Annotated in this window: 20 protein-coding genes; 11 read left to right on the forward strand and 9 right to left on the reverse strand. The window is 53.3% G+C overall.

Annotated features, from left to right (window positions below; translation table 11 throughout):
* Positions 1-77 precede the first annotated feature (77 nt).
* Genes V8I28_RS04235 through V8I28_RS04245 form a run of 3 tightly spaced genes read right to left on the reverse strand, consistent with a single transcriptional unit; the run spans position 78 to position 2,984 of the window.
* Positions 78-1,043, reverse strand: a complete 966-nt coding sequence (locus V8I28_RS04235; protein ID WP_341778876.1) for an electron transfer flavoprotein subunit alpha/FixB family protein — start codon at positions 1,041-1,043, stop codon at positions 78-80.
* 13 nt (positions 1,044-1,056) lie between these two features.
* Positions 1,057-1,851: an electron transfer flavoprotein subunit beta/FixA family protein gene (locus V8I28_RS04240; protein WP_341778877.1), complete on the reverse strand. Its 795-nt coding sequence runs from the start codon at positions 1,849-1,851 to the stop codon at positions 1,057-1,059.
* 11 nt (positions 1,852-1,862) lie between these two features.
* The gene (locus V8I28_RS04245) at positions 1,863-2,984 is read right to left on the reverse strand and encodes an acyl-CoA dehydrogenase family protein (RefSeq protein ID WP_341778878.1); all 1,122 of its coding nucleotides are present in this window, start codon (positions 2,982-2,984) and stop codon (positions 1,863-1,865) included.
* A 215-nt stretch (positions 2,985-3,199) separates the two neighbouring features.
* Here V8I28_RS04245 and V8I28_RS04250 point away from each other — a divergent pair, with 215 nt between their 5' ends.
* From V8I28_RS04250 to V8I28_RS04285, 8 genes are all read left to right on the forward strand, one after another.
* On the forward strand, positions 3,200-4,228 hold the full coding sequence (locus V8I28_RS04250; RefSeq protein ID WP_341778879.1) for an aldose epimerase family protein: 1,029 nt from the start codon (positions 3,200-3,202) through the stop codon (positions 4,226-4,228).
* Between the two features lie 173 nt (positions 4,229-4,401).
* Positions 4,402-6,135: a phospho-sugar mutase gene (locus tag V8I28_RS04255; RefSeq protein ID WP_341778880.1), complete on the forward strand. Its 1,734-nt coding sequence runs from the start codon at positions 4,402-4,404 to the stop codon at positions 6,133-6,135.
* Positions 6,136-6,641: 506 nt separating this feature from the next.
* Complete coding sequence (locus V8I28_RS04260; RefSeq protein WP_341778881.1) at positions 6,642-6,836, forward strand: hypothetical protein; 195 nt, start codon at positions 6,642-6,644, stop codon at positions 6,834-6,836.
* Positions 6,837-7,579: 743 nt separating this feature from the next.
* Positions 7,580-9,025 carry a glycoside-pentoside-hexuronide (GPH):cation symporter gene (locus tag V8I28_RS04265; RefSeq protein WP_341778882.1) on the forward strand — a complete coding sequence of 482 codons (1,446 nt, stop codon included), beginning with the start codon at positions 7,580-7,582 and terminating at the stop codon, positions 9,023-9,025.
* 347 nt (positions 9,026-9,372) lie between these two features.
* Positions 9,373-10,542, forward strand: coding sequence for a galactokinase (locus V8I28_RS04270; RefSeq protein ID WP_341778883.1), 1,170 nt, complete (start codon positions 9,373-9,375; stop codon positions 10,540-10,542).
* A gap of 130 nt (positions 10,543-10,672) precedes the next feature.
* On the forward strand, positions 10,673-11,680 hold the full coding sequence (gene galE, locus V8I28_RS04275) for a UDP-glucose 4-epimerase GalE (RefSeq protein ID WP_341778884.1): 1,008 nt from the start codon (positions 10,673-10,675) through the stop codon (positions 11,678-11,680).
* Entirely contained in the window at positions 11,680-13,140 is a 1,461-nt protein-coding gene (locus tag V8I28_RS04280; protein WP_341778885.1) for a UDP-glucose--hexose-1-phosphate uridylyltransferase, read from the forward strand. The genes galE and V8I28_RS04280 overlap by 1 nt, the downstream gene beginning before the upstream one ends.
* A 21-nt stretch (positions 13,141-13,161) precedes the next feature.
* The gene (locus V8I28_RS04285) at positions 13,162-14,169 is read left to right on the forward strand and encodes a LacI family DNA-binding transcriptional regulator (protein ID WP_341779011.1); all 1,008 of its coding nucleotides are present in this window, start codon (positions 13,162-13,164) and stop codon (positions 14,167-14,169) included.
* 326 nt (positions 14,170-14,495) lie between these two features.
* Here the strand turns inward: V8I28_RS04285 and V8I28_RS04290 are convergent, their stop codons facing one another.
* The 3 genes from V8I28_RS04290 to V8I28_RS04300 form a co-directional block, all read right to left on the reverse strand.
* Positions 14,496-16,445, reverse strand: a complete 1,950-nt coding sequence (locus V8I28_RS04290) for a M13 family metallopeptidase (RefSeq protein WP_341778886.1) — start codon at positions 16,443-16,445, stop codon at positions 14,496-14,498.
* A 193-nt stretch (positions 16,446-16,638) separates the two neighbouring features.
* Positions 16,639-17,133, reverse strand: a complete 495-nt coding sequence (locus V8I28_RS04295; RefSeq protein WP_341778887.1) for a MarR family transcriptional regulator — start codon at positions 17,131-17,133, stop codon at positions 16,639-16,641.
* A 418-nt stretch (positions 17,134-17,551) separates the two neighbouring features.
* The gene (locus V8I28_RS04300; protein WP_341778888.1) at positions 17,552-18,439 is read right to left on the reverse strand and encodes a hypothetical protein; all 888 of its coding nucleotides are present in this window, start codon (positions 18,437-18,439) and stop codon (positions 17,552-17,554) included.
* A 217-nt stretch (positions 18,440-18,656) separates the two neighbouring features.
* On the opposite strand from V8I28_RS04300, the gene V8I28_RS04305 reads away from it, so the two are divergent.
* The 3 genes from V8I28_RS04305 to V8I28_RS04315 all read left to right on the forward strand — a co-directional run bounded on the left by V8I28_RS04305 (position 18,657) and on the right by V8I28_RS04315 (position 21,423).
* Positions 18,657-19,082, forward strand: a complete 426-nt coding sequence (locus V8I28_RS04305) for a universal stress protein (protein ID WP_168900818.1) — start codon at positions 18,657-18,659, stop codon at positions 19,080-19,082.
* A 440-nt stretch (positions 19,083-19,522) separates the two neighbouring features.
* Entirely contained in the window at positions 19,523-20,638 is a 1,116-nt protein-coding gene (locus V8I28_RS04310; protein WP_341778889.1) for a YibE/F family protein, read from the forward strand.
* The gene (locus V8I28_RS04315) at positions 20,635-21,423 is read left to right on the forward strand and encodes a YibE/F family protein (RefSeq protein ID WP_341778890.1); all 789 of its coding nucleotides are present in this window, start codon (positions 20,635-20,637) and stop codon (positions 21,421-21,423) included. Before V8I28_RS04310 ends, V8I28_RS04315 begins: the two co-directional genes overlap by 4 nt.
* A 655-nt stretch (positions 21,424-22,078) precedes the next feature.
* Here the strand turns inward: V8I28_RS04315 and V8I28_RS04320 are convergent.
* The 3 genes from V8I28_RS04320 to V8I28_RS04330 form a co-directional block, all read right to left on the reverse strand.
* Entirely contained in the window at positions 22,079-23,380 is a 1,302-nt protein-coding gene (locus tag V8I28_RS04320; protein WP_341778891.1) for an SH3-like domain-containing protein, read from the reverse strand.
* A 192-nt stretch (positions 23,381-23,572) separates the two neighbouring features.
* Positions 23,573-24,640 carry a peptidoglycan recognition protein family protein gene (locus V8I28_RS04325; protein ID WP_341778892.1) on the reverse strand — a complete coding sequence of 356 codons (1,068 nt, stop codon included), beginning with the start codon at positions 24,638-24,640 and terminating at the stop codon, positions 23,573-23,575.
* 228 nt (positions 24,641-24,868) lie between these two features.
* Complete coding sequence (locus V8I28_RS04330) at positions 24,869-25,372, reverse strand: Fur family transcriptional regulator (protein ID WP_341778893.1); 504 nt, start codon at positions 25,370-25,372, stop codon at positions 24,869-24,871.
* Positions 25,373-25,735 lie beyond the last annotated feature (363 nt).

The raw sequence follows: 25,735 nt of genomic DNA on the forward strand, positions 1-25,735 counted from the left end.
TCTTGCGTTGCGTTATTTGGACCATTCTCCGAAATGGAGCGAACGGCAAGGTGGCCAGCTCTCCGCAACCTAAGTCGTTAAACGAATTGGTCCAACAGAGCGGACATGAAGGCAGAGGCGTCTCCCACGTAGCCGTAATCGGCCACGTCAAAGATTGGCGCGTCCTTATCCGCGTTGACCGCCACAATCGTCTGGGAGTCTTGCATCCCCACGAGGTATTGGACGGCACCGCTGATCCCGAAGTTCAGGATTAATTCCGGATGAATCGTATTGCCACTTTGACCAATTTGGTCGTCGTGCGTAAAGCGCTCTTGGTCGGTTAGTGGCCGGGAAACGCCGATTCGTCCGCCTAATTTTTCGGCCAACTGGGTTGCTGTGTCGATGGTGGCCGCACTGGCGGCCCCCCGACCTAAGGCGACTACGCGGGTGGCATCGCCGACCGTGGTGGCGGTGTTGACGACCGGTGTGGCGGCCTTGACCTGCAACCGGTCAACCGGATGGAAGGTGATGGTGTCCGTGGTGACGGTCGCATCGCCAGTCGTGGTCTCGGCCACGAAGGTGTTGGGCCGAACCGTGGCCATTTGTGGCCGGTGATCGGGGCAGATGATTTCACACATGATGTTGTCTCCGTAGGATGGCTTGGTGGCGACCAAGGTGTCGTCATCAAAACGCAGGTCCAAACAGTCGGCGGTCAGGCCGGTTTGGAACTTGGCCTGCAGGCGTGGGGCGATGGATCGACCGGTGATGGTGGCGCCGAAGAGAATGGAATTCGGTTGATATTTGTGGACTAATTGTTCCAGGGCATCGGCGTGTTCGGCGTCGGTCGCCGTAGGGAAACGGTCGTCGCGAACAACTCGAATCTCATCGGGACCGTACGGTTTTAATTCGTCTTCCAAGTGATCGTTGGTGGCTTCAAATAAGATGACCACGGTGTGAAAGGCGTTTCCGGCGAGGTGCTTAGCCTTAGTAATCAGTTGTTGCGTCGTGGGTTCAATGTGGTCTAAGCGGCGTTCCGCGATGACCCACAGTTCTGGTTTTGACATAGCAGATTCCTCCTTAGATTAATTGACGACCCTTTAAGGCCTTGATGAGTTGACTAGCGGCTTCGCTCGGCGTTCCGGTCAGCGGCGTTAGTTCCCGTTTAACAGGCTTAGGCGCGTAGACCTTGGTGACGATGGTTGGCGAGCCGGCTTGGCCTAACCGCGAATCGTCGAGGTCGAGATCGTCGTGATGCCAAACGGTCAACGGCTTATCGAAGCTCAACTGGATATTGCGGGGCGTCGGGTAACGTGGCGTGTTCAGCTCGCTACGGACACTGACCACGGCGGGGAGTTGGGCCACTAGCGTCTGCTTGGTATCTTCCAGCAGGCGTTCGGCGGTGACTTCGTTTTTACCGCTCAAGCGCAGGCTTGCCGCATAAGTAATCTGGGGCTGGTGGAGAAATTCGGCCACGATGGGGCCCACCTGACCGGTATCGGCATCCACGGCTTGGCGCCCAAATAAAATTAGGTCGGCATCGCCAATCTTCTTTAACGCCTGGGCAATCACGTATCCGGTCGCCAAGGTATCGGCACCGGCAAAGGCCCGGTCGGACAGGAGGTAACCCGTATCGGCGCCCATCGCCATACCTTCACGCAAAGACTCCGCGTAATCATCGGGACCCATGGTGAGTAGGGCGACCTGAACGTCTTCGGTCGCCGTGTCCTTGAGATGCAGGGCCAGTTCGATGGCGTTTTTATCAAAGGGATTCATGACCCCGGCCAGGCCGCGACGATCCAGGTTATGCGTGACCGGGTCGATGGTGACGTTGTTGGTTTCGGGGACTTGTTTAATACATACGACAATTTTCATGGGGAGACCTCCTATTTGTTAAATTCGGCGGTAGCAATGGCGGACCGCATCTTTTCAACGGTTCCTTCGGCGATTTCCATTGCCCGGGCATCCCGAATCAGATGCTCAACCGGGTATTCGCGGCTGTAGCCGTAACCAGCCAGAATTTGTAAGGTGTCATCGCCGGCACTGACGGCGGCGCGGGAGCCGTGGGCCTTGGCCATGGCGGCTTCCTCACTGTAAGGTTGACCAGCCGCCTTTAATTTCGCGGCATTTTGGTAGAGCAAACGCGTGGTTTCCTTCCGCATGGCGATGTCGGCAACCTTGCGGTGAGTGACTTGCAGGGCGGTCAGTGGGGTGTCGCCGGCCTTGCGTTCTTTGGCGTAATCGGTGGCAATCTTTAATTCATGTTCCATGATTCCCGTGAGGACGGCGCCCATCAGGATGCGGGCATCGTCATGGGCGGAGTCACCAATGATGCCACCGTCACCTAGCTTACCCAGCAGGTGGTCGTCGTCAACGATGATGTGGTCCATCACAATTTCACCCACGGGCGTACCGCTCAGGCCGATGAAGTCCTCGCGTTTCCCGAATGAAAAACCGGGCATGTCTTGGTCGACCACGAAGACGGAGAGTTCTTTAGGTGCGGTCTTGACCAGCACGCAGTAAACCTGAGCCAGGCCGCCGTTCGTAATCATGATTTTATCGCCGTTGATGACCCAGTGATCACCCTCGCGAGTTGCCGTGGAGCTGATGCCCAGGGGATTCGAGCCCCCGGAGGCCTCGGTCATGGAGAAGGCGAAGATTCGGTCGTTAGCGGAAGGTAGGAGTTGTTTTTGCAAGGCCGGCGTCCCGAACTTTAGGATTTGGTCGATGGTCTTGAAATGGCCTTCGAGGGTCACAGCCGTGCTGGCGTTGCCCCGGGCAATGTGGTTCAAGGCCTTGGCAGTTACTTCCGGGCCGAAGCCGGCGCCCCCAAATTCTTGGGGCAACATGATGCCGAGAAAGCCGGTATCTGTTAACTTTTGCATGAAGCCAGCTGGAAAGTCACCCGCTGCGTCCATGGGCATATCTTCGGGACTGATTTCCCGTTCGGTATAGTCATCGACCATTTGGAGCAGTAGCTTTTCAGCGGCAGCAGTTGTAGATGGCATAAATAGTTCCTCCTTGTCTCAAACAATTTAATTGTGTATCAGTGCACGATTCGAAGTAAGTATAGCTAATAATCAAACGATAAGTCCAGTAAAAGTATTACTGTTTTCGGAAATAAACGGTTGTGGCTAAACATGGTTCTTTTCATAAAAAAATTGGTACTGACCAGCCGAATATTATACAATGAAAACGGATTCTAATTGGGAGGCATTTTACGATGAAAATAACCAAGACTGTCATGGGGACCATCGACAACCAGTCGATCACCCAGTACCTGTTAACTAATCAACAAGGAACCCGCGTTTCCGTTTTATCCTGGGGCGCGACGTTACAAGAATTTAGTGTTATCGAGGGCACCCGACGGCAACAACTCGTGGTGGGGGAACCGGATCTCGCCGCTTACGATCATAACGGGTGGGCTCTGTGCCAAGCCTTAGGCCGGGTTGCTGGTCGGATTGGCGGGGCGCAATTTGACCTAGATGGCCAAACGGTTCATTTGGAAGCCGGCGATGACGGCAATGCCATTCACGGCGGCCCTCATGGCTTTCGGAACGTCAACTGGACGGGAACAACGCACACCACCGATGATACGGCTAGCCTGGATCTGACCTATACCGCGACGCCGGCGGATGATCGGTACCCGGGCACCTTGACGACCACCATCACCTACACGTTAACGGCGGCCGATCGCTTGGAGATTAGTTTTACCGGGAAGAGCGATGCCGATACGCTGTTTAACCCGACGATTCACACGTACTTTAACGTGACCGACGATCAGCAGAGCCTCGACCAACAGTGGCTACTCCTGAGTGGGGATCATCGCCTGGAGCTCGATGCCACCAAGGTGCCAACGGGGAAGAAACTCCCAACGGTCGGAACTGGTTATGACTTCAGTCAACCCCGGAAGATTACCGATGGCTTGAAGCAACTCAAGGAAGCCGGTAAGGTCGAATACGACGACGCCTTCGAGGTGGTGCCGAGTGCCACTACGCCGATTGCCGCCATTGGGGATGTGGCCGGACATCGCCGGCTCGCCATTTACTCCGATCGGAACGGTTTGGTGGTCTTCACGGCCAATCCAACCGACCCAAAGCGAGCCGCGGTCCGCGACTATAACGCCTTGGCACTGGAGGCCCAGGCGTTGCCGGACGCCATTCACCATCAAGACTTTGGGGACATCGTGTTGCCGGCCAATCAGTCCGTCACCCACAAGATTGCCTATCAATATTTAGCTGGCACCAAGTAAGCACCGTTTAGATTCTCACTAAGGGAAAGAATCGTCCGTTTTGTGAAAATAAACGGCATTACTGGTATAGTGGTGATGTTGGTTTGAATGCGACCGGGGCCATCAGGGGAGAATCGGTGGTGGTCCCCGGAAGTACGAATGAGAGAATACTCAAGGAAAAAGGAGAGGTTTAGATGAGTTGGCAAGATAATTATCGCGTATGGCAAGAACAACCCACGATGCTTCCCGACATTAAGCGGGAACTAGACGCCATGGCGGACGATCCGCAGGCGCTGGAGGCGGCCTTCAGTGGGCCGATGAGCTTCGGAACTGCCGGCATGCGGGGCGTAATGGGCCCCGGAATTGGCCAAATGAACGTCTACACGGTTCGGCAAGCAACCGAAGGGGTGGCCCGCTACCTGGATACGCTGGATGACGCCACCAAGCAACGCGGGGTGGCCATCAGTTTTGATTCACGGTACCATTCCACGGAATTCGCCCACGAGGCGGCTCGGGTGCTCGGTGCCCACCATATTCCGAGCTTCGTCTTCGATGACTTGCGGCCAACACCGGAATTGTCCTTCGCGGTTCGGCATTTACAGACGGCCATGGGCATCATGATCACGGCCAGTCACAACCCGAAGCAGTACAACGGCTACAAGATTTACGGGCCGGATGGCGGTCAGATGCCCCCTAAGGCGTCCGATATGATTACCGACTTCGTGCGGTCGGCCAAGGATGTCTTTGGCATCAAGGTCGCCGACGAGCAACAACTTCGTGCGGACCACACGATGCAGATTATCGGTGAAAACGTGGACCAGCCATACCTGCAGAACGTGGCGAGCGTCACCATCAATGCCGACTTGGTTAAATCCGTCGGGAAGACGATGAAGCTGATCTACACGCCACTTCACGGGACTGGGAAAGTCATCGGTGAACGCGCACTGCGGAAGGCGGGTTTTGAAAACTTTACCATGGTGCCGGAACAAGCGATTGCCGATCCGGAATTTCCGACCGTACCGTTCCCGAACCCCGAATTTCCACAGGCCTTCGATATGGCGATTGCCTTAGGGAAAAAGGAAGGCGCTGACCTGTTAGTCGCCACCGATCCCGACGCCGATCGCTTGGGGGCCGCCGTTCGTCAACCCAATGGGGACTACCAACTGTTGACCGGGAACCAGATTGCCTCGATTCTACTGGCTTACATCTTAAAGGCGCGCAAGCAGGCTGGGCAATTACCCGCTAATTCGCGGGTGGTTAAGTCCATCGTGTCCACCGAATTGGCCACGAAGATTGCGGCCGCTTACGGCGTTGAGATGAAGAACGTTCTGACCGGCTTTAAATTCATTGCCGAACAGATTCACCAGTACGAGACTAATCACGACCACACCTTCCTCTTCGGTTTCGAAGAAAGTTATGGCTACCTGATTAAGCCATTCGTTCGGGATAAGGATGCCATTCAGTCCACGGTTCTGTTGGCGGAAGTCGCTGCCGATTACAAGCAACGCGGGATGACCCTGTACGATGGGATCGAGGAACTCTACGCGACCTACGGCTACTTCGCCGAAAAGACCACGTTTGAGGAATTCCCCGGTGTCAACGGGGCCGACCAGATGGCTCACCTGATGAGTGAATTCAGAGAAAATGCCCCGCAAGACTTTGCTGGCACGGCGATTGATGCGGCCGAAGATTTCTCGACGGGCGTGAAGACGACCGCGGATGGCAGCACCAGTAAGATTGATTTGCCAGCAGCCAACGTCCTGAAGTACTGGCTACACGACGGCACGTGGATCTGCATCCGGCCGTCCGGGACGGAGCCTAAGGTGAAGTTCTACATCGGTACCAGCGCTAAGACCAATGAGGTGGCGCAGAAGCAATTGGCCGACTACGAGACGGCATTGAAGACGTACGTTGCCTCGGTGAAGTAGGCTTTTAAAAGGTTAGATGAAGCTGGCCGCCTCACCGTTCGTCGAAGTTGGTCAGGAACGCGGTGAGCAGCTAACTTAATGGCATCAAAACGTGATCAGATTTTAGTCAAGATTTGTGAGCTTGGGTGAGTTAGCCCAAGCTCTTTTTTTGCGCTGAAGGTCGTCAAGGGGGACAACCGGTTGCCGTCATGAGGCTTGCCGCCCTGGCGTGTTTTCAGGGGTTTTGCAGTGAGGTGAGACTTTTCATTAGGTTGGGAATACGTGAGATATTTTACTGCTCACTTTACTAAAAAATTTATCATTAAAAGAACAACCGGTTGCAATGACTTTAAGTCACTGATTGTCGCGAGTAGACCGATTTAGAAGCCCTGAAAATGTGTTGCATTTAGGCGCGGATAACCTTAGAATAATGACCGTAAAACCGCTTACATTTTACTTAAAATGAAATTGCTATTTTTATCAATTCCTGTAGGCGGTCTATCCTTAGAAATCAGAGGTGTGTCAAAATGGCTAAGAGTGACAAAATCAAGTTGGACCCGGCAAAGTTTGCGGCCGCCGTTTTGGGAGGAAACGCGCAACATCCGGGGGAAGAAAATAAGCTGTACATTAAGCGGCAGTTGACCCTTTACTTGGAAGCCACGTTGCTGGCCCAGGACTTTAACCGGCTGGAGGAATCCCAGTTTGATATGGCCAAAGCCTAACAGCGGGAGAACGTTCTCTCAAAGATTATTGAACACCGCTACCACTAGATTGAAGCTGGTGGCTATGATTTAGAACTAAAGGTTGAAAGTAGAATTAACGCGCAGATTCCAGTAATAGCAGTGTTCTGTCCACTAAAATTGGTGAAACCAGGAGCCTGCGCCTGCCACGGGTTCCGCCTGCTATGAGGGACACCTCCAGCCTGGAAAGCGGGCTTCCGGTTCGCTTGGAAGCCTTGCCCAGTCCGCAAGTCTCCCAAGTCGCCCCACGCTGTAAGCTGAGAAAAAACCTCAGCTAACACCGTCGACACAGCTGGCTCCACCCCTGGCGATCTCCGGCAAGATGGTGTGTATCAGTGACATCGGCGTTTATCGCCAAACTAGTCGTTACGTCGATTTAGTCGTTGGTTGCTGGCCAGCACTTTCGTAGCCGTGAGTGAGCCAAATATGGGTTCAGCCGTGGGAGTTCCCTTAGCGGTGGTTTTGGCCGCTTAGGGAACTGGCGTCTTTGAGACGTGGGCTGTCGGCTCAAAGCGAGGCCAAGACCGCTTTTCAGGCTCGGTCCGGTCCGCCCACCGCGATCCAACCCATATTTGGCAAACGGTAAGGCGACCGCTTTCCGCTGGAACTGTAACCGACTAATATTAATGCCATGAATTGTACGACACCAACAGTTTTAGTCGATCTCTATCTTTCAACCTTTAGATTTAGAACTCAATTTCTCGTTGAAAGGTGTGGAAAGAACCATGATTAAGCAATATTTCTCATATGCTTTGGGGGCGTTTGGGCACGATGCCTTCTACGCAACCCTGAATACTTATTTTGCGATGTTTGTCACCGGCGCCTTGTTCGTTGGTAAAGGCGACGCCGCTGAGGCCGGAATTGTAACGACGATGGTCGTGGTCATTCGGTTAGTTGAAATTGCTTTTGACCCGATGATTGGTGGCATGGTCGACAATACCGACACCAAGATGGGGAAGTTCAAGCCGTGGTTACTGGCCGGGGCCATTGTCAGTTCGATCGGGCTGATTCTGATGTTCTCTAGCCTGTTTGGCTTGGCGGATTCCAACACCTCTATTTACTTCCTGGTCTTTGGAATTGTCTTCGTCATTATGGACATCTTCTATTCGTTCAAAGACATTTCGTTCTGGTCCATGTTACCGGCCTTGAGTGTGGACACCAAGGTTCGTAACCGCTTCGGAACGGTTGGTCGGTTTGGCTCTACCTTGGGGGCGCAAGGGGTCATTATTGTGGTTGTGCCCCTGGTGACCTACTTCTCCCAGAAATTCTCAGGAACTCACGGCGATACCCAGACCCGTGCTGGGTGGTTAGGCTTCGCCGTTGTGATTGGTTTAGTCTCTTTGTTAGGTGCGTTAGCCACTTTCTTTGGGACGAAAGAAACCAAAAACTTGATCCGGGAAAATACGGAACGGACGCGTTTTCGGGATGTCTTCAAGGTGATTGCTGAAAACGATCAGTTGATGTGGTTAGGCTTCTCCTATCTGCTGTTTGCCTTAAGCTATGTGGTGACCAACTCACTCCTGATGTATTATTTCCGTTACGTTATCGGCAATCCTAATGCTTACAGTGTTATTGGTGGGGTGACTGCCTTTCTGGGGATCATATCGGTTCCATTGTTCCCAATCATCGTGTCCAAGATTACGCGGCGCGGTGTCTACGTGGGCGGCATTTGTATGATGCTGGTCGGCTACCTGCTCTTTAACTTTGCGGGCGATAGCGCCATGATGATGTACGTAGCGGATGCGATCTTCTTCTTCCCGTACCCCATGATTTTCTTGGCCGCGCTGATGACGATCACCGACAGTGTGGAATATGGCCAGTGGAAGAACGGGTCACGGAACGAATCCGTCACGTTATCCGTTCGGCCATTGATTGATAAATTAGCCGGGGCCTTCTCAACTGGGATCGTCGTTATTGCGGCCGTCCAAGCTGGGATGACTGGGGATGCTAAGCCGAGCGATATTACCGCTCACGGCATGTTTATCTTCCATTCCTTTATCTTCTACATGCCGATGATTCTGCTAGTGGTATCGGCCTTGATTTACCAATTTAAGGTGACCCTGTCGGAAAAGGAACACGCCAAGATTGTTCGGAAACTGGAAAAGAAATTGAAGACTGAGCAGGCTGAAAAGCAAGCCCAATCGGAAAATGAATTAAGCGCTAAAGATTGAAAGTGAAACTAACGCGCAGATCCCCGGAACGACGGTGTTCTGCCCATTAGAATGGGTGAAACCAGGCGCCTGTGCCTACCGCCTGAAAGCCGGGCTTCCGTTCTGCCCAACCCCTATTTGGCGAACGGTAAGGCGACCAATGTCCATCAGGGAGCGGTAAACAACTAGTCACTCTCGTTCAGAGTTAGAACTTAGAAAACCTCAGATCTCGTGTCTGAGGTTTTTCTGTAGGTCAGGTGTAGAGCGGTAAAAAGAAAGCGCTTTATAAATGCGTTGACATTCCGCATAAAAGCGGTTATGATAATTTATAGTAAAACTTTACTAAAAACATTAAGGGGTTAATAGATATGGATTTTGCCAGCTTAGCAACCGAATATCAAGAAAAATTTGATGTTGCACCGCAACGGGTATTCTTTTCCCCCGGACGGATTAATTTGATCGGTGAATATACAGATTTCAATGGGGGACACGTCTTCCCCGCAGCCATTAGCATGGGGACCTACGCCGCCTATTCGGCCAGAGATGACCGGCAGTTTCGCGTGTACTCGGCCAACGTTCCTGATGCCGGCGTCTTAACGTTCTCACTGGACGACCTGGCGTTTAACAAGGCCGACAATTGGGCGAACTACCTGAAAGGCATGTTGTTTGAGCTGGCTAAGCAGAATTTGACGATTGACCATGGCTTTGACCTCTTTGTTCACGGCAATCTGCCGGATGCCTCGGGCTTGTCCTCATCCGCGTCTATGGAAATGCTGATGGGCGAAATTCTCCATGCGGCCTATGGCATGAAGTTGGATGAAGTCGAAATGGTCAAGGTGGGCCAACAGGTTGAAAATGATTACTTCGGTCTGAACACCGGGATCATGGATCAATTCGCCATCGGCATGGGCAAGAAGGACCAGGCCATCTTGCTGGATACCAATACGTTGGCCTACGAATATGCGCCGCTTGATTTAGGCGATAACGTCGTGGTTATCATGAACACGAAGAAGCGTCGTGAACTGACGGATTCCAAGTACAACGAACGTCGGGCTCAATGCGAAGAGGCCTTGAAACGGCTACAATCCAAGCTCGACATTCAGACGCTAGGGGACCTGGACGAAGACCAATTCGACCAGAACGCTTATCTTATCAATGATGATACGTTAATCAAGCGGGCCCGGCACGCCGTCTTCGAAAATCAACGGACCTTGAAGGCATTTAAGGCCTTACAAAACCATGACTTGACGACCTTTGGGCACTTGATTAATGCTTCACACATTTCCTTGAATTATGATTTTGCCGTAACGGGTAAGGAGCTCGATACCTTGGTTGAGACGGCTTGGCAACAACCCGGCGTCTTGGGAGCCCGGATGACGGGAGCCGGCTTCGGCGGTTGTGCGATTGCGATTGTTAAGAAGCGTAACGTCGAAGATTTCGAAGCCAAGGTGGGTCAAGTCTACGAGAAGACGATTGGCCACAAGGCTGAGTTCTACGTCGCCGAGATTGCGGATGGCCCACAGGAATTACAGAAGTAGAGTGGTCGGCTAGGTTAATCCAGATGGCGGCGCTGATTTTAAGCGAACTCGCTGCTTTAAAACGGGTTAACAGTCCAGATAAAACAGGTTAGACTAAATAAAAGACAACCTAATTGAGGAGGAATTGATGATGACAGTTTTAGTTTTAGGTGGTGCGGGTTACATTGGCTCTCACGCCGTTGATCGGTTAATTCAGAAGGGGTATGACGTGGCCGTTGTGGACAATTTAGTCACGGGACACCGGGCCGCGGTTAATCCCCAAGCGCGGTTCTACGAAGGTGATGTGCGGGACCAGAAATTCCTGGACGGCGTCTTTGATCAAGAAGACATCGAAGGCGTGATTCACTTCGCCGCCTTCTCCATCGTCCCAGAATCCATGGAAAAGCCGCTGAAATACTTTGATAACAACACGACCGGCATGGTTTCCTTGCTGGAAGTCATGAACAAGCATAACGTTAAGCGGATTATCTTCTCCTCAACAGCCGCCACTTACGGCGAACCCAAGCAGATTCCCATCAAGGAAACCGACCCGCAGATTCCCACGAACCCTTACGGCGAAAGCAAGTTGATGATGGAGAAGATCATGCGGTGGGCCGATGAAGCCTATGGGATTAAGTTCATTGCGCTGCGGTACTTCAACGTGGCCGGTGCCAAGGAAGACGGGAGTATCGGTGAGGACCACCATCCCGAAACCCACTTGATTCCAATCATCTTGCAGGTGGCTGCCGGCGAACGCAAGGAACTGTCCATCTTCGGCGGCGACTACCCAACGAAGGATGGCACCAACGTCCGCGACTACGTTCACGTGGTTGACTTGGTTGATGCCCACATCCTCGCGCTGGAATACCTGAAGGCCGGTCACGACAGCGATGCCTTTAATCTCGGGTCTTCCACCGGGTTCTCCAACAAGGAAATGCTGGAAGCCGCTCGGAAGGTGACGGGCAAAGAGATTCCAGCCAAGATGGCGCCACGCCGGGCCGGTGACCCGAGCACGTTGATTGCGGCGAGCGATAAGGCCCGGAAGGTCTTGAACTGGCAACCACAATTCGACAACGTTGAGGATATCATTCGGACGGCCTGGAACTGGAAGCAAAAGCACCCAGCTGGTTACGACGATCAAAACGAGGCGGTTAAGTAATGACGGATACTATTCAAACCTTTATTAACGCCGTCGTGGCTTCGCCGGCACCGTACACGGAGCTGGATCGGCAGTACGTGACTAATCGAATCTTCGCGTTGATTGGCGACGGGACGGCTCAGGAAGCAGTAAGTGCCGAACCGATTGACCTGGTCGCCGCCATGGTTGAGACGGCCGTGGCCAACGGTAAGATTGAAGACGCGCCGAGTCCCCGTGAGATCTTGGAATCTCAGTTGATGGATTTCATGACGCCGCTCCCATCGGCGGTTAACCGAGGCTTTTGGGATCGCTATCAGCAGAGTCCTAGCGCCGCGACCGACTGGTTTTACCAGTTAAGCAAGGCCAATAATTACATTAAAACGCGTAACATCGCCCGCAACGTGGTTTTTCCCGCCCAGACGCCGGCCGGTGAATTAGAAATCACGATTAACCTGTCCAAGCCGGAAAAGGACCCCAAAGCCATTGCCGCCGCCCAAACCCAAAAGCAGGTCAGCTATCCGTTGGACCAACTTTGTATGACCAACGAAGGGTACCTGGGCCGACTCGGCTATCCTGCCCGCAGCAATCATCGGATTATCCGCATGATGCTGGGAGGCGAGACCTGGGGCTTCCAGTATTCGCCCTACGCTTACTTTGCCGAGCACGCTATCTTCTTGGCCCAAGAACACCGGCCAATGGTGATTAACCAGCATACCTTTACCAATCTATTGGAAATCGTGCGGCAGTTCCCGACTTACTTTGTCGGGAGTAACGCCGATCTGCCGATTGTTGGTGGCTCGATGCTGACCCATGACCACTATCAGGGGGGCAAACACACCTTCCCCATGATGAAGGCGGCCATTGATCGGCCCGTCGACCTGGGTGTTGACGGCGTTTCCGCTGGTATCGTCCAGTGGCCAATGACCGATATTCGCCTGCGGGGTGCGCAACCGGAACCACTGATTACGGCGGCCACCAAGGTCCTGAATTCATGGATTGATTATTCCGATGAGAGCGTGGACGTGCGGGCCTATACGGACGGGACGCGCCACCATACGATTACGCCGATTGCTTACCGTGACGGCGATGACTACGTGTTGGACCTTGTTTTACGGGACAACCAGACGTCCAAGCAGTATCCGGACGGGATCTTTCATCCGCATCAGGACGTTCAGCACATCAAGCGTGAAAATATTGGCTTGATTGAAGTGATGGGGCGGGCCATTCTTCCGGCGCGATTGAAGCCCGAAATGGCTGAGGTCAGCAAGTACTTACTGGGCCAGCCCAATCAGATGGCCCCTATGCACCAAGCATGGGCCGATGAATTGAAGCGCGACCACGAGATTACGGCGGCCAACGTGACCGCTGTTGTCCACGCGGCGATTGGAAATACCTTTGCCCGCGTCCTGGCCGATGCCGGGGTCTTCAAGCGAGATGCCCGGGGCCAGGCCGCGCTGGATAAGTTTATCGCACAGCTCTAAAATTGTCGGGAGGTGATGGTGATCGCAGCCACCTTAAAAGATATTGCGACAACGGTGGGGGTCTCGCTAGCGACCGTATCACGAGTCTTAAACTACGACCGGACGTTGTCAGTCAGCGAATCCACCAGAAAACAAATATTCGAGGTCGCCGAGGACTTGAATTATACCAAATCCAAGCGGCGAGCCAACGCGCCGGTCAAGCAGTTGCGGGTTGCCATCGTCCAGTGGTATTCGAAGTCTAAGGAATTGGACGATCTGTACTACATGGCGATTCGGCTGGGATTGGAAAAGCGGTGTGAACAGCTCAATATGCTGGCCACGCGGACCTTTCAGAACAATCTGCAGGCCATTGACCCGGACGTGGATGCCGTGATTGCCATTGGAAAATTCAGTGACGAGCAGGTGACCACCTTGTCCCAGTTAACGGGGAATCTGGTCTTTGTCGACCAGGATCAGTTGGCTCACGGCTACGATAGCGTGGTCACGGACTTCGATGTGGCCGTCCAGCAGGTTGTGGACTACTTCTGGCAGCACGACCAGCCCGAGGTGGGACTAATCTGTGGGAGTGAGGCCACGACCGATGGCAAGCTCACGGTGATTGACCCGCGGTACACGGCTTACTGCCATGAGATGCAGTCGCGCGGGGCCTTCGATCCGAAGTTGGTCTTCACCGGCGACTACACCGCGGAGTCCGGTTACGAGCAGATGCAGGCCGCCATTACGCGGCTGGGCAAGCAGTTGCCCCGCGCCTTCTTCGTGACCAACGATCCGATGGCGGCAGGGGCGTTGAAAGCCTTGCGGGAGAATGAAATTGCGGTGCCGGAGCGGGTCAGCGTCTTTAGCTTTAACGACACCACGATTGCGAAGTATGTCTTCCCCGAACTCAGTAGCGTTCACGTGAATACGGAAATGCTGGGGGCAGAGGCCGCCGACCTGGTGGCCGATCGCATTCAGACCGGTCGCCAAACGCCACAGCGGGTGACGATTGGCACCGAATTAATTGAACGAGAAAGTACGTTGAAAGCTTAGACAATAAAAGAGTGGGCTGAAAGGTGGTTAGCTGAGGTTCTTTCTCAGCTTACAGCGTGGGGCGATTTGGAAGACTTGTGGGTTTTACAAGGCTTCCAAGCGAACCGGAAGCCCGTTTTCCAGGCTGGAGGTGTCCCCCATAGCAGGCGGAACCCCTGGCAGGCGTAGGATCTGATTTCACTAATTTTAGTGGACAGAACACCGTTGTTACGGAAAGTAGTGCGTTTATTCTACTTTCAACCTTTAGCTGATTAACCCAAAAAAATAGCTGTAAATTCTCACAAGCGGGAATTTACAGCTATTTTAATTTGAAATTAAAGTGGCGACTACCAGATCTTTACCCGATCCGCCGGGGCCAAGTACATGGCGTCGTCCGGCTGAACGTTGAAGGTGCTGTAGAAGTCCGGCAAGTTCTTGAGTTGAACGTTGGCCCGGAGCTTAGCTGGGGCGTGCACGTCAATCGACAGCAGGAGCTGCATGTATTCTGTGGTGGCCTTCATTCGCCAGATGTTCCCCCAGTTGATGAAGAAGGCCCGCAAGTCAACGTCAGCTTCCGATTTGGCGGCTTCCAAGGCACAGCTCAGGCCACCAGCATCGGCGATATTTTCCGAAACGGTGAGCTTCCCGTTGACCTTCTGGCCGGCAAACGGAATGCCATCGAACTCGGTAATCATGGCCTTGGCCAGGTCCTTGAAGTGGGCCAGATCGGCTTCCGTCCACCAGTTGTTCAGGTTCCCAAATTCATCGAACTGGGCCCCGTTGTTGTCAAAGGCGTGGGAAATTTCGTGGGCAATCACGGCCCCGATCCCTCCGTAGTTGGCGCTGCTGGACTGTTTCAGGCTGTAGAATGGCTTCTGCAGAATGGCAGCCGGAAAGACGATTTCGTTGTTGGTGGGGGAGTAGTAAGCGTTGACGGTGCTGGCGCTCATTTCCCACTTGTCGCGGTCCACGGGTTGGCCCCAGTGACCGTAGAAATCGGCCAGGGCAATCTCGCTGAAGCCTTGCAGGTTGTCGAATAAGGACTTAGTGGTGTCCACGTGGAACTTGGCGTAGAGTGGGTCGATCTTGTCGGGATAGCCGACCTTAATCGTTAATTTTTGCAGCTTAACGATGGCTTTTTCCCGAGTGGCCTTACTCAACCAATCGTTGGTCTTCAACCGGTTTTGGTAGACGTTGGCCATCTTGACGACCATGTCGTGGACGTCTTTTTTAGCCGTTTCGCCGAAATACTTGCGACCGTAGTAGTCACCGACGACTTGGGAGAAGTTGCCCATGGCCAGATAGTAAGCGGCCTTGGCCTGCGAGCGAGCTTCCTTCTTACCGGAAAGGGCCCGACTGTAGGTTCCCCCGACTTGCCGGTATTCTTCGGTCAGAAGGCCGGTCGCGTCAAAGGCGGTCTTGACCAGCATCCAGCTCTTGATGGCGTCGAAGTTAGCGGGCGTCAGGATGTCGTTTGCCGCGTCGAAGAACTTGGGTTGAGGTAAGATGACGGTTTCCGGCGTATCGTGAAGCAGGTCCGTAATGGCGCCGGTCAGGTTAAGGGCACTGACCTGGTCATCGACGGCGGCTAACTTCCGTGGATTGTAGATCTTCACGTAGTCGGCGGCCTCTTCGGAAGACTTCACGTGAGGGGCAATCTGCGCATCGAAAGCCTTCGCCTGTTCAACGATGGTGGCGGCCCGATCGGCGTCGTAACCGAGGAGCTCCAGCAGCTTCGTCGCCGTTTGGGTAAAGATTGGCATGAGTTGCTTGGCTGCCGGGTTATCCTTGCTGTAATAGGTCTTATCGGGCAGGAAGAGGGACGGTGCGTCCACGTAGAGTGCGTACTGGCTGGTGTCCTTCATGTCGGGTTCAACACCGACCTCGATGGGTGCCGGCAAGCCTTGGCGATACCAGTCGGCCAAGTGCTGGCTGAGGTCGTCGAAGTCTTTGAGCGCTTCAATCTTAGCCAACCATGGCTTGAGTGGGGCGGTCCCGGTCTTTTCGCGTTGGTCGAAGTCGCTGGTCATGGTGTAGAGTTTCTTGAACTCCGCCATTTCGGGATTAGCCGGTGCTAATTTACCCGCTAACAGGTCACTGAAGTCGTGCATCAGCGTATGTTCAATATTGTCGGCCAAATCCATGAAACCACCGGTGGAGGCGTGGTCGCCGGGGATGGTGGCTTGAGCGGCCCACTTGCCGTTGACGGCGTCGTAAAAGTCTTGGGTCAACTGGGAGTCGTCGACCGGAAAGTCGCCAGCGGATGGCGCATCGGAAGCAAAATGATTAATACGCATAGGAAATCCTCCTTAAAAAAGTTGTCATTAGTGACAGGTTACCGCTTTTAAAGGGAAAAGGGAATTTTTTTATCATAGGTTTCTCATAAACAAAAATTCAGGCAAGCATAACGGGAGCTGAACCTGTCGATTCAACTCCCGTTATTAAAATGGTCGATGCCATTATTGGTTAACTGTATCATCGGTACTTAAGCTAATCGACCCGGCGCTTGGCGTTGAGAACTGGCCGTTGGAACTTTGGCCGTGTCCGATCCCAGACCGCAATGTTCTGTTGATATTGCGTAAAGAAATCGGTAATGTCTGCCGGCGTTAAACTGGTTGGAATCTGATTCCAAGTCTCGGCACTTTGCAAAAAGGCTTGATGAATATCGTGTTCCACGGTGGTCCCCTTGTCGGTCAGGCGTAAGTACTTTACCCGCCGATCATCCATCTTGGCTTCCTGTTCAACGAATCCGTCCAGCAACAGTGCCCGCAGCTTCCGGGCCGCCGCTGAACGCGTGGTCCGCGTGGAATCTGCTAATTCACTCAACGTAATGTTACGTTGCTCGTGAATCTGTTTCAACAGTAGATACTGTTCGAAGCTAACCGAGTACTGGCCGGTGATCTGTTCTGCCGCATTGATCAACACCCGAAAAATTTCGCGATACTGCCGTAGGAAATTCTCAAATACTCTTTCTTCGTTTTGCATAATAACTCCCCCTTGAAAACGAATCTAGCCGGTCCAGCCAATATTTCCGCGGTGAATAAACGGCTAATATTCACTATCTCAGCATACCGTTATTATGCGGCCTGATTGCTGGGGATAAAAATGATTACCCTTAGAGCGGGTGGGTTAGGGCAATTCAGTTTGTTATCTGGTTTAGGGTATACGCTAACCAGCCCCTTGAAAATCTGAGAGTGAAGCTGTCTGACCGCGACGGCTGCCTGGCAGATGCGACTGCCATCCAAGCTTTTTTGTGGCGGGCGCCGGCTTCTCGGGTGACGGGTCACGTGGTAGCGGCAAGGCGAGTTGGCCAAGCAAAAAGGCCCAGCGGCAAGTGCTGGGCCTTCGGGAAAATATTAGGTTGATTCCGTGCAAGGTGATCCGTTATCACCAATCCTAGCCGTTAGCCCTGCGTCATGTAGATGTAGAGGTGGTCGGTGGAGAAGCCGGTGTTGAAGCGAATGCCGTTCGACGTGATCGTCTTGGTGGTCGTCGACGAACTATTCTTCTTGGCGTCCTTCAAGACCTTCTCGAACTTGTTGATCACGTATTTCGGCTTAGCCTTCAGCGTGGTCCCCAGCAAGGCGAAGGTGGTCCCGAACTTCTTTTGGCCGGTCTTTGTCTTCATTTGTTTCGTGGGCGTGATCATGGCCACGCCCATCAGCTTGCCGTCCTGAACGTTGGCCCGAACGGTCGTGTATTTCGTGGTGGACAAATTCTTAAGGCCGTCCTTGGTTGTGGTGGGCAGGAGCTCGTCTTTGGCCTTGCGCTTGGCCGTGTTCATCTCGGCCTGTAGTTGCTCGGCTGCGACTTGTTGCTGCTGAGCAGCGGCGGCAGCGGCCGTGGGGTTGGTCTTGGCTAGTGCGGCCAGTTTCTTCTTGGTTGCGGCCTGGTTCTTCTGGGCCGATTGCAATTGCTTTTGAACCTTCTTCGGTAGGTACGTGGCCGTGACCATCTGGTTGTATTTAGCGGCCAATGTCTTGTAGGTGCCTAGGGCCTTGACCTTCTTGACGGTGATGGTCTTCTTGGCACTTCCGGCCGTGATCTTTACGGTCTGGTCCTTGGTTGCGGCGGGAACTTGGAAGAAGTAACTGCCACCGTTGACCTTAACGGATTGCTTGGGGCCATTATCAATTTGATAGCTAACGCGTTTGGCACCAGCCGTGCCTTTGACCACCGCCGTGAGGGCCGTGGGGCGGTAACTAGATTTCTTCGTGGTGAGCTGATTATTCGAGCAGCCGGCTAGGGTTAAGGCAAGTAATCCCAGGGCGCCCAGCAAAAACTTTTTCATGATTGTGGGAACCATCCTTCTAATTCAGTTATTTGGTTAATCTTACCACAAACCGGGGAGAAAGCGAGAATGAGAATCGGCTAAACATTTACCCAGAACCCTAAAAATCTCGTGAAAATTTGGGCATTAGACTTCCAACACGCGGGGTTTATTGCTATGATAAAGGTGTTGAAAACGATACCACATTGATGGTTTAATATGGAAAGGACGGGATATGATGTATGAACGGATCTTAGTACCAATGGATGGGAGCAAGAACGCCCACAAAGCTCTGGTGGAGGCAACCAAATTGGCCCAAAAACTGGGATCAAAGCTGTTCATCGTTTCCGTCGCTAGTGATCAGACCTATGCCCACTACGGCGCGGAATTTGGCAGTGAAATTGTCACGCACTTCAAAGAAGCGGCTTCGAAATTCTTGGATACCGCCGTTGAAGAGGTTAAGGAAGCCGGCGTTCCCGTGGAAACTCGGTTCAAGACGGGCTTGCCGAAGCCAACCATTGCCGTGACCTTGCCAGAGGAACTCAACACCAATCTGACGGTGATTGGGCGCTCCGGGGCACACGGCCTGGGCAGAGCCATCATGGGGTCCACCACGAGTTACGTGGTCCACAACTCCAAGACGAGTGTATTAGTTGTTGATTAAACGTTAGGGACTTGGCGCGAGCCGGGTCCTTTTATTTTGGCCAAAATAAAACGCACTGGCAATTAACTTGTCAGTGCGTTTCATGGTATAGGCGTCAGATTTACTTCTTGTTCTTTAACCAACGTTGTAAATCTGAAATTTCGTCGCGCCGCTTCCGGTCCTTTTTACGGTTAACCTTCCGACGGCCTTGAACGCCATTTGGATGTGCTTTTCTCATTGTAAAAACCCTCGCTTAATTAAAATAACAATCGGCTACCATTCTATCGTTTATCCAGCCAAATTGCAAGGCCCCCCGGGTATTCTCCGGTAATTAACCCCCTGACAGGGTTGCTAGAGCGGCGATTGCTGTGATTTCGTTAAAATTTTCAAACCGACGATGGGCCCACCACGGAAAGTGGTATATTGAATGCAACGCGTCAAAGTTAGAAGGGATCGGAAATATGCAAGGTTTATTGAAGAAAAGACGGGTCACGCTGGGCATGTGGCTACTGGTCCTCGTGGTCGGGGGCCTATTGGTCTGGGGGACGCAACATAATGCCGGCCTCTACCGGGACCCCATCATGCAGGTGACCAGCGTCCAGACGGGGGCGACCACCCATGAGGAGGATGACTTTCACAACGCGGATCGGCAAACCAAGCAGGTCTTGCACGGGCACATCCTTAACGGTCAATATCGGGGGCAAAGACTGACCGTCACCAATACTTATTCGCTGTCGGGTGCCATGGATCAGCACTATCGGCGGGGCAGTCAACTCTTCGTGGTGGTCCACCAGCACGCCCACGGCCTGACTGCCACGGCCAAGGACGCCAAGCGCGATACGCCCCTGGTCTTCATGCTGTGGCTGGTCATTGGCTTATTGCTGTTAATCATGCAATTCAGTGGGTTCATGGCGTTTCTCAGCGTGGCGGTCAACGGACTGCTATTTCTGATAGCCATTATGCTAAACGGCTCGACGCAGGGCGCCCGGGTGCTCTGGATCTTCGGTAGCCTGGCGGTAGTCTTTGCGGCGTTAACGCTGTGGCTGGTGTTGGGCGCCAACCGGCAGATGCTGATTACGCTGGGCACGACGCTGGGGGGGACGGCGCTATCGCTTCTCGTAGCCCTGATCGTCTTTCATTTTACCCACGAGAAGGGGATGTACTACGAATCCATGCAGTACGTCACCCAACTCCCGCGGCCACTATTCTTGGCGGAGACGTTGCTGGGGTCGCTGGGGGCGGTCATGGATGAGTCGACCGATATCATTTCCTCACTTTTTGCGTTGAAACGCGAACGGCCGGAGCTGTCGGCGGGGCAAATCTTCAAGTCCGGTCGGCAGATTGGCAGTACCATCATGGGTCCGCTGATTAACGTGCTCTTCTTCATCTTCGTGGCGGACACCTTCCCCATGGCGATGCTGTACTTAAAGAACGGCAACAGTTGGGGCTACACCTTCTCGATGAATATGTCGATGGGCGTCGTCCAAAGTTTGATTAGTGGGATTGGCATCGTGTTGGCCGTGCCGTTAGCCAGCTATCTGGCCAGTCGCTTCATGGAAAAGAAGGTGCACGCATGAGTACAATTAACGTTTTAGGCCTGGTCTTACTGGTCCTGATGGTCCTGGTTGGTGGCAAGGCGGGGCTCCAGTCCTTTCTCGCCTTACTCCTGAACTTTGGCCTCCTGTTCTTGGCGATCGTCCTGGTGGCCTTTCACTTTCCACCGTTGCCCGTAACGCTGGTCGTGGGCCTGCTGGTACTGGCGCTGACCATCTTCATGAGTAGCGGGGACGATCTGTCCAGTACGGTGGCCTTTCTGGCGTCCGCGGCGGTCTTGGTGCTTCTGGTTTTACTGATTGTGCCGGTGGAACACTGGGCACTGGTCCAGGGCTTCGGGCCCGAGGATAGCGAGGACCTCGAGGGCTTGTCGGTACTGGTCGGCATCAGTTTCGTCCAGGTGACCACGGCCACGGCCATTCTGAGCACGCTGGGGGCTATTGCGGAGGCCGCTATGGCCATTTCGGCCGGTCTCAGTGAAATCCTCGAGCAACACCCTCAAGTGACCACTAAGGCCCTCCTAGGGGACGGTATCACCGTGGGCAAGCAGATTATCGGAACGACCTTTAACACGCTGTTCTTCGGCTTCTTCGGGGGTTTCTTGGCGTTGTTCATCTGGTTTACCGGGGTCCACTACTCCTTTGGTGAAATTTTAAATGACAAAATCTTCGTCTCGGAAATTCTGATGATTCTCTTCGCCATGGTCAGCGTGATTCTGACCGTGCCCATCACGGCCTGGGTCATGACGCGGGCGATCGCCGGTCAGCGGCGCCGCGTGGCCAAGGCCCAGAACGATCACGAAAACTGACAGTAGTGGTATGGCGCGGTTTGGCGAAACGTCGTTGCTTTCGGCAACCTAGTGTGGACTGGTCGCCTTACCGTTCGCCCAAGATGAGCTGGAACGCTGTGGGCAGGACGGAGAAAGCCTGAGAAGCGGTCTTTCTCCTCGCTTGGAACCGCCAAGAATCGGCGTTTCCAAGTCGCCATTATCTAACCGGCTAACGCCGCTCAGATAATCCCACGGCTGAGCTCATCTTGGACTTCACTCACGGCTACGGGGGAGGTATTACGCGACGATTGCTTAAACGCCCGTTGCCAATCACCAACGGGTTAACACGAATCTTTCGTGATAGCCGTTGCCCCGCCGGAGATCGCCAGGAGTGGAGCCAGCCGTGTCGACTCAGTTAGCTGGCGTTGTTTGCCAGGTTACTGAGTGGGACGACTTGGGAGACACGCGATCTTTGCGAGGCTTCCAAGCGAGCCGGAAGCCCGTTTCTTGGCTGCAGGCGTTCCCCACAGCAGGCGGAACTCCTGGCAGGCGCAGGCAACTGGTGAGTCTAACTTCATGGTAAAAAGCAGATGTTGAACGAACACTTAGTAGGATAGGCAGTTGGACAAGCAAAGCAGCCCTTCCAGTTAACCCGTGGCGGTTAGCGTGGAAGGGCTGCTTTTTGGTTGGGGGGTCATTCTAGTGAGGCCATCCCCGAGCTCCACATCAGAGCGGTGCCTCGGCGACCGACGTAGATGGTGCCATAGGTGTCCTCGGGGTCCGGGTCGCCATCTTGAATGCTGAAGAGGTAGCGTTTAGATTTGTGTCGCTGATTGAAGGTCACGACCCGGGCGGTATCGTTCTCCCAGTCCAGGCTGTGGGCCTTGGGATGGGTTTGGGCCGTTTTCGTCAGGCCGTGGGGGTTGCTGACTTGTTGAATGCACTGGTCGTGGTGATTGTAGAATTTAACGGCGGTCACCTTGCCCCGGTCGATCTCGAAGACGGTAGGGTAGTGCAGATAGCTCATGGTCAAGCTACGAATCCAACGGTGGTGCCGGTAGAGATTGTACACGCGCTGGGCGTAGTGGTAACCGTGCTGGTTCTTGACCGGCTGTGTCTGCAGGCGCACCGTATCCGTGGCGCGGGCGTGGAGCAGGCGCTTGGCCGGTTGGACGAATTTTCCTTGCGTGAGTTGAAAACTCTTCCGGACCCAACCGACTGGACCGGCGGCGTTATGGAGATAGAGGTAGGTGCGCCCCTGATTATTGGTGGCTTCTTGCGTGGCGTAGAGCTGTTGGTACATCAGGTGGCTGACGTCGCCGCCGGTCACGTTGGGTTTGGTCCCCGGGATGGCGTTCCAGACCCGCATGGTGGTCATCTTATAATTGTCGGGCATGTGGCGCCCGTCGAAGCGGTTGAGGTAGTAGGGCACGTGGTTCAGTGTCCTTCGCGAGCGAATCGGATTGACGAGACGAAGGTCCTGCAGCCGCACGTAACCGGTGATGGCGGAGTCGTCGAAGTCAGCCGTCGAGACTTGGTAAAAATGCGGCGCCCGCCACGGTTTGAAAGTGTCGTAGAGGTCGTAAATCCGAACGGCCACCAGCGTTTGCTTACTGCCGTAATAGGTGCGGACGGCCATGAAATTGTAGCGTTCGTTGTGGCTATCATAAGGAACGTAGGCGGCGTTGTTCAGGCGCCCCATCCGTTCGTGATCGAGAAGTTCGTCGTAAATCCGGGTTCGTTTGGTGAGACGATAGGCCACGTGCCGGTCGTTGGGGACGATGCGTTGAAGCGTGCCCAATTTAGCCTGTAGATTTTGTAGCTGGCGGTACGTGCGGGCCTGCACCCGTTGGCGTTTAACCAACCGCGGTGAAATCGTCTGGGTCGCCGCGGTAGCGGGCAGGGGGGATGGCCGCCGGTGGTGTTGCCAGCCGAAGCCGCCTAGTAGGCCAATCATCATCAGTGTTACGCCGATACCCCATCCCCGTTTGTTCATCTTAAATCCTCCCCATCCGCTAAATGTTTATTCCTATTATAGCGTAATTGTCGGTGGTTCTTCGCCAAACGGACGGAAAAGTCTGGCGGCACACGTTACAAATCCTGAGGGCAGACTTTAACTAGCCGAAGCGGGTGCCCAAAAAACACGACCGGAGAAAAACTCGCAGTCGTGTCGTTTGAAATCATTTAATTAGTTGCTACTAGAAGCGCTTGAGGTTGCGGTGTCACTAGCAGATGAAGCGGAAGATGAACTGACCGTGGCACTAGCACTCGTGGCCGTTGCCGTTTCAACGTCCTTGATGCTGGTCAGGTTACCGGAGTAGACCCAGTAACGCGTCTTGCTGGTCGTGTTCTTCGATGGCTTGATCCGGTACCACATGGAACCGTTACTCTTCTTAGCCGTCATATCAATGTAGTAGGTCTTGCCAACCTTAGGGGAAATCTTTGACCAACTCTGCCGCTTGGCATTCTTGTTGGCACCCTTAACGTGGTTGTACAGGTAGTACTTGGTGTACTTGCTACTTAACTTGGCTTGCTTGTTGACCGACTTGTAAGTGGCGCTAACCAACTTGGTGTGCTTAACGTTCATGGCGTTGTAGTACTTCTTAACCATCTGGTAGAAGGCGGCCATCGTGTATTTCTGACCGAAGTACTTCTTACCCGTGGTAGAGTAGTAGCCAACCGGGTCGGTATGGGACGAGCCACCCAGGTGAGAAGCGACGGAACCGTGAGACCAAACCGTTCCCTTACCGTCGTAAGCGGCATCGTTAGGCTTCAGGTTGTATTCGTTCAAGAGGTAAGCCGTGTACCATGCCGCGTTGGCGATTTCGTGGGCAAAGGCGGACTTACTGTGAACTTCGACCTGTTCAAATTGAACGAAGCGCGCGTTCCCCGGGAAACCAACCCCCCAAGCCAAGTAGTCGGTATTAGCGATGTTGATGATCCGCGAGCCATCGACGAAACTGTGGACGAAGGCGTTGTTGTAGTTACGCTTCATATAAGCAATTTCGTTATAGATGGTCGAAGATGGATTGGCCGTTTCGTGAACGACGACACCTTCTGGCTTAGCCTTACCGTGACGGTACTTGTTCTTTGGAAAACCACTCCAAATGGACTTGGTAATCTTAGCCGGCTTAATATTTTTACTATTGATGTAATTGTTCACTTTGGAACTCGCGTTAGCCGTAGTCGTGTTGGTGACACCAAGAATGCCAACAACGCCTAAGGCGGCCAGTGCGGTCAATACTACTTTATGCATCTTCACCCTGATCATCCCTCAAATCTTTTTATTCATGCACGACCCTTCCAGGTCGCTCAGTCGATATTCTTCGTTATCAACTATATACATTATCCGGGGTCCCGACAACCGTCAGCTCGGGCTAGACTTGTAATATTACGAGACTAATATTAATGCTGACGGGATTTATTCAGGGTGTTTGCAAATACATTAAAAGTTAACGACACCTGTAATGTGGCTGTAATATTGCTATGACAACGGTTTCTGGCCGTTTGACGTCCAATTTTGCCGCTTGGGATCGATGTGTAATTTCTGCTGGCATTCGGGGCAGAGCCCGTAAACCTCGACGTGATTGCTGGTGATGAGGTAGCCGGTCTGGTCGGCGGCCTCCTGGTTGAGTTGCCGTTCGATCTGGGGGAAGTCGGGGGCGAAAACGTCCGTAATCTTTCCGCAGTTCTCGCAAATAACGTGGTAATGGGGCCGACCGTAGAAGTCGTACCGCAATCCGCCGTTATCGTTGGGTAATTCAATCACCACACCCAGGTCGACTAAAAGATTCAACGTGTTGTAGACCGTGGCCATGCTGAGGTTGGGTAGCTGCGTTGCCAGGGCGTTGAAGATGGTGTCGACCGAGGGATGGTTGTGGTGGGTCACCAAATAGGTCAAGATAATTTGGCGTTGTGGGGTGACCCGGACGTGGTGGTCCTTCAAGGTCTGTAGGGCCTGTTTTAAGAGTTGTTGCTGATTTGCCAAGGTGAACCCTCCTTACTGATGCTGATGGTTAAGTGGCCGGTGAAACCGGATGGGTCGCGACCAACTAATTTATAATCAATCTAGTTTGCCTCTATTAAACCACATTTTGACAATACTTCCAGTTTATTGCCTCGCTAACCGGCAGCCGTCAAATAAATTAAAAACACGGGCTTTTTAGAGTTTACTTTTGACCGCAATCTGAGTACAATGGATTCGTTAGCAGTTAATAACCGTTCTAAACTAGAAGAAATGATGGGGCTAATCCGCGCAGTGGCGTTCAATCTAAAATCATACCACATTTTACGGTTGCGGACGGCAACCAAGTGATTTTGAATCGATGATAAGGCGTTAGTTGGAATGGTT

This window comes from Levilactobacillus sp. HBUAS70063 (assembly GCF_038374745.1).
GTDB lineage: Bacteria > Bacillota > Bacilli > Lactobacillales > Lactobacillaceae > Levilactobacillus.